This is a genomic window from Candidatus Poribacteria bacterium, from assembly GCA_021295715.1.
GTDB lineage: Bacteria > Poribacteria > WGA-4E > WGA-4E > WGA-3G > WGA-3G.
Window position 1 is genome coordinate 1 of record JAGWBV010000074.1, and the last position, 14,769, is coordinate 14,769.

Consider the following 14,769-nt stretch of genomic DNA (forward strand, 5'->3'; position numbering starts at 1 on the left):
ACATTATACAAGAGGTATTTCTGTTTTACACCAAAAACATACTTATTCCTACTAAATTGACACCTATGGTGCGGTTTCCAACCGCACCGGGAAATAATCCTTTAAAACACTATATTTTGGTTGGATTCCCGCACGCCGTAGGTGTGCTATGTCTAAAGAAAATAGGACGGTGAAATTCTGGTACTCCGTAGGAGTGCTATGTGTTTTACAGGGTTCCTGGGCTTTACGGTTATTCCATTATCCTTTAGGAGAAACAATGCCTATTTTTAGATTAGAAGATGATAGACTCATCATCGCACAAGAAACAGATCTTGAACTTGAACAGCATATAGCGTGTATGTTGGGTTGAACCCCAACTCTATACTAACGCAAGTTGCCATTCATTATAGACATAGCACCCCGCTGGGGTGGTGAGCGTGCGAGAAAAACCTTCAAAATTTGTGAACGACAACTTGGGTTATATAGAAAATCCCAAAATCCGTGAAACCTGTAAAATCCGCGTCAATCCGAGATTCAGACGAAACACACCATCAGCATAAACCCATGCCACACACTTCTCTCCACCCCACTCCCACACAGAGCATCAAATACATCGGCTCCAAGCTGAAACTGATCCCACACGTCTTGGAACTCGTCAAAAAGGTCAATGCCAAGACAATACTGGATGGGTTCTCAGGCACAACCCGAGTCTCGCAGGCACTCGCCAAACTCGGCTACACTGTTATCTGCAACGATGCTGCCCCGTGGTCGAAAGTCTTCGGCATCTGCTATCTTCTCAACACAAAACCGAAAGAAGCATATCAACCGCTCATCAATCACCTGAACGCACTGCCACCTGTTGACGGCTGGTTCACAGAACATTACGGCGGACACGCCAACAGCGGCTGCGCAATTCAGGAAGATGGACTCAAAAAACCGTGGCAACACCACAACACCCGTAAATTAGATGCGATCCGACAGGAAATCGAAACCCTTAAACTTGATCCGATCGAAAAAGCAGTCGCACTCACGAGCCTGATCCTCGCACTCGACCGTGTTGATAGCACGCTCGGTCATTTTTCCGCGTATCTCAAAGCGTGGGCACCCCGTTCCTATAAAGAATTAGTGCTTAAAGTGCCGGAAGTCTTCAGGTCAGAAGGTGATCACCAGGTCCACCAAACCGACATCTTTGAACTCGTGCCGCGTGTCTCCGTTGACCTCGCCTACTTTGATCCGCCTTACGGTTCAAAAAACGAAAAGATGCCGCCGTCCCGTGTCAGATATGCCGCATATTACCACCTCTGGAAAAGCGTTGTGCTCTTCGATAAACCCACCCTTTTCGGCAAAGCAAAAAGGCGAAAGGATACATCAGATCCCCTCGCCGCTTCTATATTCGAGGAATTTCGGCGTAACGATGATGGACAATTCATCGCTGTCCACGCCATTGCGAAGTTAATCCAAGAGACACAAGCCCGCTGGATTCTGCTCTCTTATAGCTCCGGCGGTCGCGCGACTGCGCAACAACTCAACGAAGTTATGCAAAGCAACGGAAAACTTCTCACTGTTCTCGAACTTGACTACAAAAAGAACATCATGGCAGGCATGCGATGGACAGACGAGTGGGTGAACGCTGCTGACGCGTCGAACCGTGAATTCCTCTTCCTTCTTGAGAAAAACGGGTTCCTCATTTGAACCCTCTCTTGCCATATTGCACTCCGCAAGAGAGCAAGTCGTAACGATTACGCGATCCGCTCGCGAGTTTGTTTGGCGTGCCTAACGTTCATCGCTTTCAACTTCCGCAACGAGATGCCAATGTATACTGCACTCCAGCGGCCAATCGGTACAAATACCGTCTACTTTGTTGGTGCGGGCTTTGTCCCAGGTGTCTGGTCGGTTTTCACCGATGTGCAAGGCGAGCCAGACTTGCTTACCGAGTTTACGCGCCTGATCCATCAATTTCACGTTTGGAATAAATCGCACCCACAGGCAATCTGCCAACGGATCACGCAGAGTTGCGGTGAAATGATCGGCTTCACTATCATTTAGATACACCGTGGTGCGTAGCTTCGGGTTGGCTTGTTTGAAGCGACGACTTGAATCGCTGGACTGACCGAAGGCGAAGAGTTGATCGAACAGCTCATACTTTTCGACGAGACTCACGATGTTCTTCTCAATTCCCGGCGAAATGACTTTCATATTCAATGCGATAGTCAATGGTGTTCGTTGACGCTCGCGAATGAGTTTGAACACTTCTTCCAATGTCGGCACCTTCTCGCCAGTGAAACGCGGATCGAACCAACTTCCGGCATCCAGTTTGCGGATGTCGTCCAACGCCATTTTGATGACTTCGCCGGTGCCGTTGGTCGTGCGGTCTACAGTCCCATCGTGAATGACAACCAAGTGTTCGTCACGTGTCTGATAGACATCCACCTCGATCGACAAACCCAACTCGATAGCGGCGGCAAAACTGGGTAAAGTGTTCTCGGGCGCGTGCCGTGCCAAACCGCGGTGAGCGAGCAAGATCGGATTCGTGGGAGACGCATGCGTCTCTGGCTCCGACGACGCGGCGATCACAGACGTAAGCATCTGCATATTGAATGACATAATTTATCCCCTGATTGCAAATCAACCTTATCTGGCGTCGCGAGATGGCAATTTTCCGATGTATTGACTCTAAACCGACAGTCCTTCTTAACAGTATTATATAGGATTCTCACGAAATGCCTTAACTCTCGGATGTTCCAAGACTCCCGGGTTAAGAACATGCGCTGGCACGCGCCCTTGAATCGCATCCGTAACCTGTTTAATTGTGCAAAGATCCAGCCGAATGCCAGATTCAACAGTCATGCCGGCGTTGTGATTCGTACAGATAATGCGCGGATGGTCTTTGTGAATCGCTCGAGGTCCGTTAACCGGATCATCCACGACATAATACCAGAGTCGGTTCTCACTGACAGCGCGGTTGGCGGCTGCATCGTCAACAAGGTTTCCACGCGACGGGTTGATGAGAGACGCATGCGGTTTCATCGCACAGAATTCCTCATAACCGACAACAGTATCCGCCCCCGATAGGTGCAAAGATACAGTATCGCTCTCTTGGAAGAGGGTCAGTGGTGTATCAACAGCCTCTGCCCCAAATTCCGCGGCGAGTTCAGCGATATCCGGACGAATATCATACACCAAAAGTCTTCCCTGTTCACCGAGAAGTGAACGCGCCCGACGCGCGACCTCTTGCCCAATCCGACCAAAGCCGTACAAACCGAGTGTAGAACCCATCACCTCATGGGTTTTGATGAGTCCGAAATTCCCGTTATGGGAGGCGTTGTTTAGCGTATAGACCCGCTTCATGGTCGCGAACCACTGTGCAATCGCATATTCAGCGACGGTCACCATGTGTTCAGGAGCAATTGTGACAATGACACCATACTCTGTTGCCAAATCAACGTTAACGGTTTCATATCCCACACCCCAACGCGCAATGATTCGGAGTGATTCTGCCGCTTGGTAGAAGCTTTCATGGAAAGGCACTCCCCCTGCGATCACTCCAATAACACCATCAGCATGTTCCGCGGTAAATTCCCGTGGGTGGATACTCAACTCACCAAGTTTCTGCAAATCTGCCAACGCCGCCAGACGCTCCGCAGTATCGAATTCGGTATTTTCAAAAATAGGAGAAAGAAGAATTTTTGTCATAGTTTTTTCTGTTTAGCGACTGATACGCACGCTCCCCGCCTCCATCGCTTTTTCTGCCTCTTCGGCTGTCGCCCAGTTGAAGTCACCAGGGAACGTATGCGCTAAGGCGGAATATCCACCCGCGAAATCGACGGCTTCCTGCGGTGATTTGCCGTTCAGGAGGCTAAAGATGAGTCCCGATGAGAAACTATCGCCGCCGCCGACCCGGTCTACCAACTCTAAATCCTCATAGATACGTGACAGATAAAATTCTTCACCATCAAACAGGAGTGTCCGCCAATCGTTCAACCAACCCGTTTTGGCATCACGCAACGTCGTGCCGATCATTTCAACGTTTGGAAAAGCGTCCTTGACCCGTTCTGCGACCGCCTTGTAACTCTCAGGTTCAAGACTGCTATACGACTCGGTCGCCCCTTCTGCCGCGAAACCGAGCGATTTCTCAAAATCCTCTTCATTCCCGATGAGAACAGAAACATGCTCAATCATCGGTCGGTTCGCCGCTTGCGCTTCCTCTGCACTCCAGAGTTTCGATCGGAAGTTCAGGTCGTAACTCGTTTTGACCCCCGCAGCGCGTGCTGCTTTGAGTGCTTCTGCCGAGACAGCCGCCGCAGATTCCGACAAGGCAGGCGTAATCCCACTGAGATGGAACCAACGGGCGTTGCTGAAAATAGATGCCCAATCAATCTCCCCAGGTTGTACTTTAGAAATCGCTGAATATCCGCGATCATAAGTGACGCTGCTTGCACGCGGTCCCGCGCCTAACTCAAGGTGATAAAATCCGTTGCGCTCCAATCCGACGCCATCGAAATCGACCCAGATGATGTTTGACATATCCACACCGAGTTCGCGCCCTTTGTTACAAATATAGCGACCCGACCAGTTGTCTACAAGTCGTGAGACCCATGCCGTTCGCAATCCGAGTTGTGCGGCGTTCACAGCGACGTTCATCTCTGCACCACCCGCTGTCATTGAGAGCGATGTCGCCTGCTCAAGGCGCATATATTCCGGGGCAGTGAGTCGGATCATCGCTTCCCCAAACGTAACTAAATCGTACATAACTCATTCTCCTGTTATGGTGTCTGTTTTGTCCTGATATTCATTAGAGAGATTTTCAATACATTGTCCACAGAAACAGTAGACTCTGCCGTATCCACCGACCTCTTTTTCAAGCAATTCGTTCATCGTAAATTCGTTTTGGCAGATCGCGCAGATTTCCATCAATGCTCCGGGTTCAGGCACTTCTTCGGCGGCTTTCCGCTTGGACATAAAGTGCAAAACGAACCAAACGACAATCGGTGTAAAAATCACAAAAATTATAAATAGCATGCATAGTTTCCTTATGATGACATAGAGGGATCGGTGTTCATATTACTATAGCGGATAGTCGTGAACATGTCAACGGAAATTCTATGCCTGATAGTCGGTAGCCTCTTTGTAGGAGGGATTTCCGAATTCCGACAATATTGGCGTTCGGAAACCTTCAGTGATGAGTATTTCTCTTGCTGACGGCTGACCACTGATAGCCAATCTATGTTTGATAAATTGCTGAGGTGTGTGCTAAAATACCGATGTTAGTATCTCAGATCAGTCAACATAGGAATAACGGTCAGAAATCGGAGTTCCGTCCTACAGATAACGGAGTAACCATTCACACATGTCCAAAATAGCCCATGTAGACGTTTATCCGACTGCTGTCGGCATGACAGACATCTTTAATATCGGGACCGGTTTCGTCGGTGATCCGGGATCCGCAGGCGACCATGTTTTCGTCAAGATCACAACAGACGATGGCTACGTCGGTTGGGGTGAACAACGCGCGCTCCCTTCATGGAGCTACGAAACCACCGAGTCCATCACAACCACGATCCAACATCACATCGCCCCATTGCTGCTCGGCTGCAACCCGCTAAACCTCAACCAAATCCATGCGTCCATTTATCAGGCATTGAAACCTGCCGTTAGCAACGGACACCCGTTCGCAAAAGCCGCCGTGGATATCGCTTTACACGACCTCCGAGGAAGAATCCTTGACATCCCACTCCATACCCTCTTCGGCGGGAAACGCCACGATACCCTACCGCTCTGTTATGCGTTGAGTATTGATACGCCAGAGATAATGGGATTGAAGGCGCAGGCTCTATCTCCATGTTCCTGTTTCAAAGTGAAGGTTGCTGGAACGCCTGCGGATGATGAAGATCGCCTGCGCGCAGTGAATGAAGCCGCACCCGATGCCAAACTCTGGATTGACGCGAACCAGTCTTACACGCCATCGAATGCCCTTGAATTGCTGAAACGGGTCGCAGATATCCGTGAGATTTACTGTATGGAACAACCCGTCGCAAGTCAAGATTGGTTCGGTATGAAGCGAGTCCGAGAAGATGCCTCAATCCCGATCGCTATTGACGAAGGGTGCTTCACCTACTTCGATTTGGCGAAGATTGCACGTTTGGAATGTGCGGATGCTGTCGTTTTGAAAGTGTGTAAATCCGGAGGGTTAAACGAATGTCTTAAGAGCGTGCCTATCGCTGAAGCCAATTCACTCGAACTCCTCGGTAGTGGATTAACAGAAGCCGGAATCGGGTTCATCGCGAGCGTCCATCTCTTTTCAACGTTGGATCTTGTTCTCCCTGCCGAGCTCAATGCCCCTGCATTTCTGGAAACCCTGGCAGTGAGCAATGTCCACATCCACGACCACGTTGTCACGGTCCCGAACGGTCCCGGTCTCGGTGTTACGCCTGATGAAGACTACATTAAAGCGAATTTGCTTAACGTGGAGAGTTCTTAAGAAGAATAAATATTTCTATGAGAATCGCGATAGCGATTGCCACTGCGCAGAGCAGGTAAGGACTGTGAACGCCTAATGATGAGTCCGCCGAGATACCTCCAAGGAACGGACCTAACAGGATCCCGCCCCCTAATATGGCTTCGTGCCATCCGCTTTTATTTCCTTTATCCGCATGCCGATCAAGCCCGTAGTAGAGGCTACTAAAGTAAGTAAACGCTACAGACACACCGATAATCGCAAATGCAAAAGCCCAGAGAATAATATGTTGCGTCAATCCTATTCCGAGGAAACTCAGAATTGCCAGCAGTTGAACAATCAGTAACGGGCTAAAACGATAATGCCACCGCGTCGAGTACCCGGTCCCAAGGACAACGAACGCCAGTGTTTTAACACCACCGAGTGTCAACATCAGATTTCCGTATATTGTCGGGCGTATTCCCATCTCCAATGTGAGTTTTGGCGCGAGTTGGCGGAGCACACCCAGCGAGAACCACGAGACAAAATTCGCGCATCGAGCCAAATGGAGATAAGTCATCCGAACGGGTAGGCGTGGATACAGTATCTCAGGTGATTCTGGGTCGGACGCATCGGTGTGGACGGATAGATTGGATGTGTCGGATTTGGTAATACGAGAAGCCCAAATCGTCACGAAGGTGAGTAGCGCGAAAATACCGGCGAGATAGAAAGGTCTGAATGGATTCGCACTGCCGTACAGATAACTCGACAACGCCGGACCCACAGTCATGCCGATGCTCCAGAATAGATTGAAGAGCATAATTCGGTGGATTAATTCGCCTTCACCTTCTCGTTCAGCGAGCCACGCCTCGTAAGCCGGAAAGAAGAGTGCCATGCTTACACCAATTCCGGGGAAGATGCTCATCAGATGTCCGCTGTTTCGACAAAAGGCGAGTCCTATACTGACGGCTCCAAGTATCAGGCACGCCGTGTAAAGGATATACCGACGTTCTATCCGATCCGAGAGTCTACCGAGTGGGATCGCGAGCACCGCAAAACACCCTGTGCTTACTGCCATCAACACACCGAGGAACGTTGTGGAGAGTCCTAAATGACTGGTATAAAAAGAGGTATTGGTTAGAATACTGCTAAAGGAGAGGTCAATCAGTAGGACTGGCAGATAAACAGTGAGCAACTGGATCGGTTTTAGGCGCATCAAGGCATCGGAGTTGAAAACCCCTCCTACAAATGTTATGGCATCACAATCTCGGCGTCAATCATATGATAGCCTGTCGCGCCAACCGGTTCTACTTCGATCCCGATTTCGTCTTGGGTCACACCACTGTTGCCGGTGGCTCTTGCATAAATTTCAACGGGAAACCCCGACTTCTCAGGAACGTGCCAATTCCATTTCCAAAGCACCCACGCCAGTGGGGTATCTTTCGCCCAAATTTCCGCCTCTTCCCATGTCTGTCCGTAGTCGATACTCACCTCTACCTTCTTGATGCCGCCGTGGTTGCCTGCATCGAACGCTGCCCCGCTGACGGTGTAGACCGTGCCGCCAAGAATTTCTTCGCCTTCAGCCGGTGTTCCAATCATTGTGGCGAGTTTCACATTCGCAATCGGATCCCAACCCCGTTTCTCCCAGTAACTTTCATGTTCCTTCGCCAACTGGATGTTGATGATCCATTTCGGATTTTTCGTGCCGTAATGACCAGGGTTAAGCAGTCGGACAGGGAAGCCGTGCTCAGTCGGTAGCGGTTCATCGTTCATTTCATAAGCGAGAAGTGTCTCGTCGCGCATCGCGTCTTCCAGAGGAATCGCTGTATGGTAGCCGTCTGCACACCGAAAAACAACCACTTTGACTTCGGATGTAGGTCCGACTTTCTCAAGCAGATCGCGCAATCGAATGCCTTTCCATACCGCATTGCTCATCTGTTCTGTGCCGATTGGGTCCCCGATACATTTTAAGGTTCGCATCGCAGTGACAGACTCCATCGCTGTGATCTCTTCAAGTCGCAGCGGTGGTATCCGTTTGTCGGTGAGACCGGTGATTATCAATCGCCACGCTGCTGCATCAAGTTCAGCAGGATCGCCGATCTGTAGGATGTAGAAATCGGCATTCGGGGTTATCAGTGTGCTCGGTTTAAGCGATGGCATTGCTGCGGTGTCCCCTTCCAGTTGAAGGGGCAAGACCATCCCTGCAGCACTCATCGCACTCAGTTTTATGAACGTTCGTCTTCTCATATTTTAATTTTTCCTTGCGGAGAAACAACGTGCGTTTGGATTTTTACGCGCGTCCCTCAAATCCGCCTCCCACTTCGTTTCAGTCCCCGCGCTTTGGATTGCGTCTTTCTAATGTTCCTTGTGCCTTTTTCTCCTGCGCATTCGCATCGTAATTTTTACGACCCCTCTCACCATGATTGCTGTGCCGCCGCACAGGAACAAGGGTAGCCCCCATTTCCAGTGAAAGAAAAAGTAAGCGATAAAACTGACACACATCAAAGCGATGAAGGTGTTCAGAAGTTTTCTGTTTTCATACCATTTTTGCATTTTACACCGGGGGACGGATTTCCATGTGTGTCGACCTTTTCTTTACGCTTTTTGGGAGACCATGCTTGAAAGGATCCCCCTTTCTCTGTTCCTATAGCGACCGCTAACGACACGTTTCTCGCCAACGCGCTGGTAAGGTGGCTGCTCGGTACCACAGGTTCTGTTTCTGAAAAGATGTTGTCGACTTCAATCCTTTCTAATTGAAACGTTGTCACTACTGACTCTAAGGTAAAGTCGCTATAAGCCATCTGATTAATCCTCAAGAATGTTTTCCTACCCTGCGTTGTCCTTTTAGACCCCTTATGTAAAATAATATCATTTCTATGTTTCAATGTCAAGTTGATAGGTTGCATTTTCTTTGGAAAAATGCTATGCTTTCCCTATGATTTCTCCTACGAACCCAAGCCTTTTTTAAGTTAAAGGATCGGAACCCTTCATGCCAAAACAACCGAATATCATCTTTCTCATGACAGACCAGCAACGTTTTGATACGGTCGGTGCGCTTGGAAATCCGATCATTCAGACGCCAGGACTCAATCGCATCGTTCGGGAGGGAACAAGTTTTACGTCAACATATTGCCCATCTCCTGTGTGTGTAGCCTCTCGTTGTAGTTTCCTGCTCGGTCAATGGGCACACGAAACCGGATGTACACACAATTCAGCCATGCCGCAGGACCGCGTCTCGGTGATGGAGATGCTCAATGAAGCAGGTTACCAAACGCATGGTATCGGTAAAATGCACTTTTCGCCGCAGGGACGCAAGATGTGGGGGTTCGAAACACGAGACTATTCCGAAGAAGGTCCGGGTCCTGATGATTTCACCGAGTTTCTGAATGAGAACGGCTATGACCATATCGTTGCGCCACACGGTGAACGGAGTGAATACTACTACATCCCACAACCCTCGCAATTGCCTGCCCGTTTACACCATACACAGTGGGTCGGTGATAAAACACTGGAATTCTTCTCCGGACGCGATAAGGATCGTCCGTTTCTCTGTTGGAGCAGCTTCATCAAACCACATCCGCCGTTTGAATCTCCGGTGCCGTGGAACCGACTTTACCGCACCGTCGAAATGCCGCTGCCGTTCCTTCCCGCCGACTATGAGCATCTACATACCTACTGGAACCGACATCAAAATCGGTATAAGTACCGAGACCAAGGTCGAGATATGAACCTTCTTCGGACAATGCGAGCGGCGTATTACGCTGCGATCTCTTTCATCGACTATCAGGTTGGACGCATCCTTGCCTACCTCGAATCGGAAAACGAATTGGATAACACGCTCATCTTGTACACGTCCGACCACGGTGAATTACTCGGCGACTACGACTGCTACGGAAAACGTTCCTTCTTGGACGCAGCCGCTCGGATTCCGCTACTTGTCCGCTATCCTGAACGTTTCACCGCAAACGCACAGTGCGACACACCGACGAGTCTGGTGGATGTCCTTCCCACATGTCTCGGCGCAGCAGATCTACCGCTACCAGCAGATCGAAGCGGGACTGATCTTGCCGATATCGCCTCTGGGAATACACAGCGAGATGCAATTGTCGGACAATTGGGAGAGGAAGGCACAGGACTCTATATGCTCTTGACGGAGGAATACAAATATATTTATTCTGCCGCGGATCGAAAGGAGTGGCTCTTTAGACGGCTGTCGGGAGAAATTGATGACCGAAGTCTTGCCGGTAATCCCGCATACAGTGGAATTCTCAACACCTATCGACAACGCTTAATTGAATGGTTCCGAGAAGATGGCTACGCGCTTCCATTGGACGGCAATAAGTGGCGCGACTTTCCACCGCCGGTCGAGCCTGAAAATCCAGATGCTGGTCAACTTTTTCAAGATGGTCGTTCCGTGAGTGATCAGTTCCCGTCAGGATATTCACCACATATTGATCCGCTATAGACATAGCATCCTGCTGGGGTGCTTACATCAGAAGAAGAAACTCCCTTTAAGTGGGTTTCCGAAGAAAGAGTTTCCACTGCTTTGCAGTGAGAATAGAAGAACGATGCCCAAGAACATTGTAAAAAAATATGTCAATCCGTTCCACTACCAAAAAGTTCATATCGAAGATGGCGTGGCACACCTATAATACATATCGCAAAGGGATGAGTTACCGTTCGCGACTTTCAAGAACAGCTGCATTCTTCAACGCGCCGCGCGCAGACATTTTAGCCTTCCAGAAAGAACAATTAGAAAAACTCCTTCGACATGCCTACCAGACAACACCCTACTACCGTGATTTGCTCAAAGTAGAATCCCCAGATATATCTCAAATTCCGCCACTTGAAAAAAAGGACATTCGTGAGCAATTGAAGCGTCTCTGTTCTGAAGCCGTGCCGCAGAAGCACCGGATCAAAAACGCTACAGGAGGCTCAACCGGCACACCACTGACCTTCTATCAGGACAGAAGCTATTGGAATCAACGGAATTTGAGCGTCTATTATTTTGATCGGTGGGCAGGCTGGGATTTTGGCACACCTCAATTGATTATCTGGGGTGCGCTTGAAGACTTGGAAGGCAATGGGCATTGGAAGTACCAGTTGAACAATTTCTGGCGGAATCACTATTGGCTTAACGGTTTTCATCTCACAGACCTAAAGATGCGAACAGCGTTTCAGCAAATGGATAGATCCCACCCACAAACAATTCTGGCTTACCCTTCATCGCTTTACCAATTCGCGGCATTTCTTTTTGAAAGCGGTTTGGTACCGAAATGGAATTTAAAAGGGATTATCACTTCAGCGGAAATGCTACATGCGCACTACCGATCCTTAGCAGAGACCGTTTTCGGGACGAAGATTTATAACCGCTACGGCGGACGAGAAGTCGGATTGATCGCTATGGAATGTGCCGCCGGACGTATGCATATCAACTGCCGCGACCTCTATCTTGAAATAGACAGTCCCAATCCATACACTATATCGGGCGACATCCTAATTACACAACTCAATAATTACGCCATGCCGTTTATTCGGTATCGAATTGGAGACATCGGTCGTCTCTCCGATGAGGCATGTTCTTGTGGAAACCAGTTGCCTGTTTTGGCAGAACTGCTCGGACGTAGCACGGCTACCTTCCGAACACGAACTGGAACATTGATACACGCGGGTTATTTCACGCAACAATTCTATAACGTCATTGGCGTGGACCAGTTCCAACTCATCCAAGAAACCGTTAAACGCTGTGTCTTAAAGGTGGTTATTAACACACAGTGGACAGAAGCCGCGCGTCGATACATGGTTCAGAAGATTCAAGGTGCTCTCGGTGCTGATGTCATTGTCACGGTAAAACTTGTAGAAGAGATTCCACTGCCTGCTTCAGGTAAACGGGAATTCACAATTTCAAAAGTGGGTGTAGGCAGGAACGATTAAAAATTGCCGTTGCCACAAAGTTCCCGAAGCGGCACAACCCGTTTTGTCCCACCTGGGACGTAAGATAGAATAAGCCCGTCAATCAATAAATTCCGATCCGCGATAACACCCGTGCTCCGCTCCGCCGTTACACCTTTGGAAAGGAGTAAGTAAAATGTGTCCTTTGCCCAACCGGGTGTTGTAAAAAAGTTCCCTTGTCCTTTTGAAATAACGAGGTCTACCTCCAACAGCGCGTTGAAAAATTCAGGAGTTCCCTGATAGAGATTCGTTCCGATCGTCTGTGCACCTGACGACATGAGTTTTACAACACCTTCCTGCACCGCCGTCTGGAGTTCCCGGAACTGTGGTAGGTTTATGATCTCCCGTAAATCTGCTAATGTTACGTCATTACTGGCGTTGTCCACCTTCCCAACTATCGTGATACGGTGTCCGCATTCAATGAGGTCTTGAATGAAGGCGATGTCGAAAATCACTTCTCCATCGTTATCGGCAAGCCAAAGGATCTGCTGAGGTGCCGTGTCAATCACTTTTTCGCAGAATACTTCATAACAGTCGATAGAAAAAGAAGTGTCAACCGCCGCACGTAACGATTCAGAAAAGTAGTCAGGATTGGCATTCAGTTTTTTGACGACCCGTTCACTACTGTAATCAATAATATTGCCTGCAACGACCAATTTCAAACGGGTCAACCAATTGTCTTTCCAAAACTCAGGGAGGAGCGCGAGTGCTGTCTGTCGGGCTTTCAGTTTATCGTGGTGGTAGGGATTCGGATTGCCTGTGTAAAGCGTAACCATCTCGAAGACACTGCCCCAGAGTTCTTCTGGTGTCAGGGATTCAATGAGATAATCGCCAGTGGCGCGTCGAAGATCCAAGAGCGTTTCTACAGCATCGCACGCGGCTTGTTGCAATTTCGGGTTCCGCGTCGCACGCGGGATCAATTCTGTCGCACTATGGGACTGAACATGTTGTCGCAGGTACTCCCAATCTGGCATCTCTTTTTTCTCACCGAAGGTGAAAACCCCTGGGATATATCCAGCTGTTACAATCTGCTCGAAAAGAGGCTTTGGCACTGCAGGCGGGGATTGCGCTGGCGGAACGCCGAGTGTCCGATGCGACAAAATGATGTCAGAGGGGATCACCGACCCACGCGCCACGACGCTTGAAAGTTGGACATTCTTCCCCACGCTTACCGCATCGAAAGTGCTATCCTCTATCGTGCTTCCCGTGGCAAGCCCCCGGACAGGTGCTGCTAACCTTTCGGGTATCAGATTCGCTTCAAACGTCGTATCGTTTGCGGTGACGTTCTGTAGTCCAACCACATCTCCGACCGTTGTCGCGCCGAGCAGTGTGACGTTTTCAAGCCGACAATAATCCCCGATCCGAACCTTTTCGCCGAGATGCACCCTGCCGAGGAGATAGCACGCCGTCCCGATCTCAATGTCTTCGCTGTCCAACGTTATCTGTGCTGCTGGGTCAACGCGAACGCCTTTTCCCGCGAGAGATTCCCGAGTTTCTGCAAACAGTGCTGCTTCACCCGATAGAACATTCGACCATCGGTTAACACCTGACAGCACTTCCCGGCGGTAGATAAAAGCGTTCGTTTTCAATCCATCTTCATAACAGTGTCGAATCAGGTCAACGTGATGGAGTTCACCGTTTCGGTTGGTATGCGGTTGCAACCGATGTATCCGTTCTATGAGTGCGCTTTTCCGAATCAGTGTGATCCCCGTATTGGTGTATGCTTCACCGCGATGCCACCGGTCCCACATCTCCTGTTTTTCCGCCGCTGTCATGTCATACCACTCTTTGGTGCCGATGAGTTGTCCATCCGCATCGAAAAAGAGTCCCCCCTTATCCACGACCGTTTCAGGGATCTTACCACAGAGCGTGACATCTGCGCCAGAAATGAAGTGGGAGAGCAGCGTCTGTGCGAAAATCTCGCGATCCAAAAACGGTTCATCTCCGAACGCCACTCCGATCCATTCCGCGTCGGACGCTTGAAGCGTTGGCAGTGCCGCTTGTAGCGCACCCCCTGTGCCGTTCATTTCTGCTTGGATACATGGAATAGCATTAGGACCCAGCAACTGTGCGGGAGATCCGTTTTTCTCAATACGCGATGCCATCTGCGGGTTAATGACAACAATATCGGGACGAGTGCCGGGTAGGTAACGCCGTGAGCATTGAAGGGTGTTCTGCGCACCAAAAGTGATGTCGAGTGTTTTGCTCAAGCGTCCTGTGGGGTCAATACGAGTGCCTTTCCCCGCCGCAAGCACCACCCACTGCGGCGTGAGCTCGTTTTCAAAGGAATCAGTCGGAAGTGTATTGAGGAAACTTTCAAATGCGTCGGTATCCGCTGGAATCGCCGCGAGCGTTTCTTCTAATGGGCAACCGAGGAGGTTTTTAAGAAAATGTGTTTTCATTTA

12 protein-coding genes are annotated in these 14,769 nt (G+C 49.6%); 4 read left to right on the forward strand and 8 right to left on the reverse strand.

The features are described from left to right. Nucleotides 1-543: 543 nt before the first annotated feature. A complete protein-coding gene (locus tag J4G07_17010; GenBank protein ID MCE2415687.1) occupies nt 544-1,671 on the forward strand; it encodes a DNA adenine methylase in 1,128 nt (375 codons plus the stop codon). Between the two features lie 81 nt (nt 1,672-1,752). On the opposite strand, the gene J4G07_17015 is transcribed toward J4G07_17010, so the two are convergent. The 4 genes from J4G07_17015 to J4G07_17030 form a co-directional block, all read right to left on the reverse strand. Beyond that, nucleotides 1,753-2,583 (reverse strand): hypothetical protein, encoded by an 831-nt coding sequence (locus tag J4G07_17015; GenBank protein MCE2415688.1) that lies wholly within the window; start codon nt 2,581-2,583, stop codon nt 1,753-1,755. Between the two features lie 96 nt (nt 2,584-2,679). Continuing rightward, entirely contained in the window at nt 2,680-3,672 is a 993-nt protein-coding gene (locus J4G07_17020) for a hypothetical protein (protein MCE2415689.1), read from the reverse strand. 12 nt (nt 3,673-3,684) lie between these two features. After that, the gene (locus J4G07_17025) at nt 3,685-4,728 is read right to left on the reverse strand and encodes a sugar kinase (GenBank protein MCE2415690.1); all 1,044 of its coding nucleotides are present in this window, start codon (nt 4,726-4,728) and stop codon (nt 3,685-3,687) included. Between the two features lie 3 nt (nt 4,729-4,731). Beyond that, the gene (locus tag J4G07_17030; protein ID MCE2415691.1) at nt 4,732-4,998 is read right to left on the reverse strand and encodes a hypothetical protein; all 267 of its coding nucleotides are present in this window, start codon (nt 4,996-4,998) and stop codon (nt 4,732-4,734) included. Nucleotides 4,999-5,326: 328 nt separating this feature from the next. On the opposite strand from J4G07_17030, the gene J4G07_17035 reads away from it, so the two are divergent. After that, entirely contained in the window at nt 5,327-6,457 is a 1,131-nt protein-coding gene (locus J4G07_17035) for a muconate cycloisomerase (GenBank protein ID MCE2415692.1), read from the forward strand. Here the strand turns inward: J4G07_17035 and J4G07_17040 are convergent. From J4G07_17040 to J4G07_17050, 3 genes are all read right to left on the reverse strand, one after another. Then, nucleotides 6,438-7,628 (reverse strand): MFS transporter, encoded by a 1,191-nt coding sequence (locus J4G07_17040; GenBank protein ID MCE2415693.1) that lies wholly within the window; start codon nt 7,626-7,628, stop codon nt 6,438-6,440. The genes J4G07_17035 and J4G07_17040 overlap by 20 nt on opposite strands. Nucleotides 7,629-7,663: 35 nt before the next feature. After that, nucleotides 7,664-8,659, reverse strand: a complete 996-nt coding sequence (locus tag J4G07_17045; GenBank protein ID MCE2415694.1) for a molybdopterin-dependent oxidoreductase — start codon at nt 8,657-8,659, stop codon at nt 7,664-7,666. A gap of 272 nt (nt 8,660-8,931) precedes the next feature. After that, nucleotides 8,932-9,213 carry a hypothetical protein gene (locus J4G07_17050; GenBank protein ID MCE2415695.1) on the reverse strand — a complete coding sequence of 94 codons (282 nt, stop codon included), beginning with the start codon at nt 9,211-9,213 and terminating at the stop codon, nt 8,932-8,934. A 188-nt stretch (nt 9,214-9,401) separates the two neighbouring features. Here J4G07_17050 and J4G07_17055 point away from each other — a divergent pair, with 188 nt between their 5' ends. Together J4G07_17055 and J4G07_17060 are read left to right on the forward strand one after the other, a co-directional pair. After that, a complete protein-coding gene (locus J4G07_17055) occupies nt 9,402-10,877 on the forward strand; it encodes a sulfatase-like hydrolase/transferase (protein ID MCE2415696.1) in 1,476 nt (491 codons plus the stop codon). A 128-nt stretch (nt 10,878-11,005) separates the two neighbouring features. Continuing rightward, nucleotides 11,006-12,346: a phenylacetate--CoA ligase family protein gene (locus J4G07_17060; GenBank protein ID MCE2415697.1), complete on the forward strand. Its 1,341-nt coding sequence runs from the start codon at nt 11,006-11,008 to the stop codon at nt 12,344-12,346. Here J4G07_17060 and J4G07_17065 read toward each other — a convergent pair. Beyond that, nucleotides 12,343-14,622 carry a DUF89 family protein gene (locus tag J4G07_17065; protein ID MCE2415698.1) on the reverse strand — a complete coding sequence of 760 codons (2,280 nt, stop codon included), beginning with the start codon at nt 14,620-14,622 and terminating at the stop codon, nt 12,343-12,345. The genes J4G07_17060 and J4G07_17065 overlap by 4 nt on opposite strands. Nucleotides 14,623-14,769 lie beyond the last annotated feature (147 nt).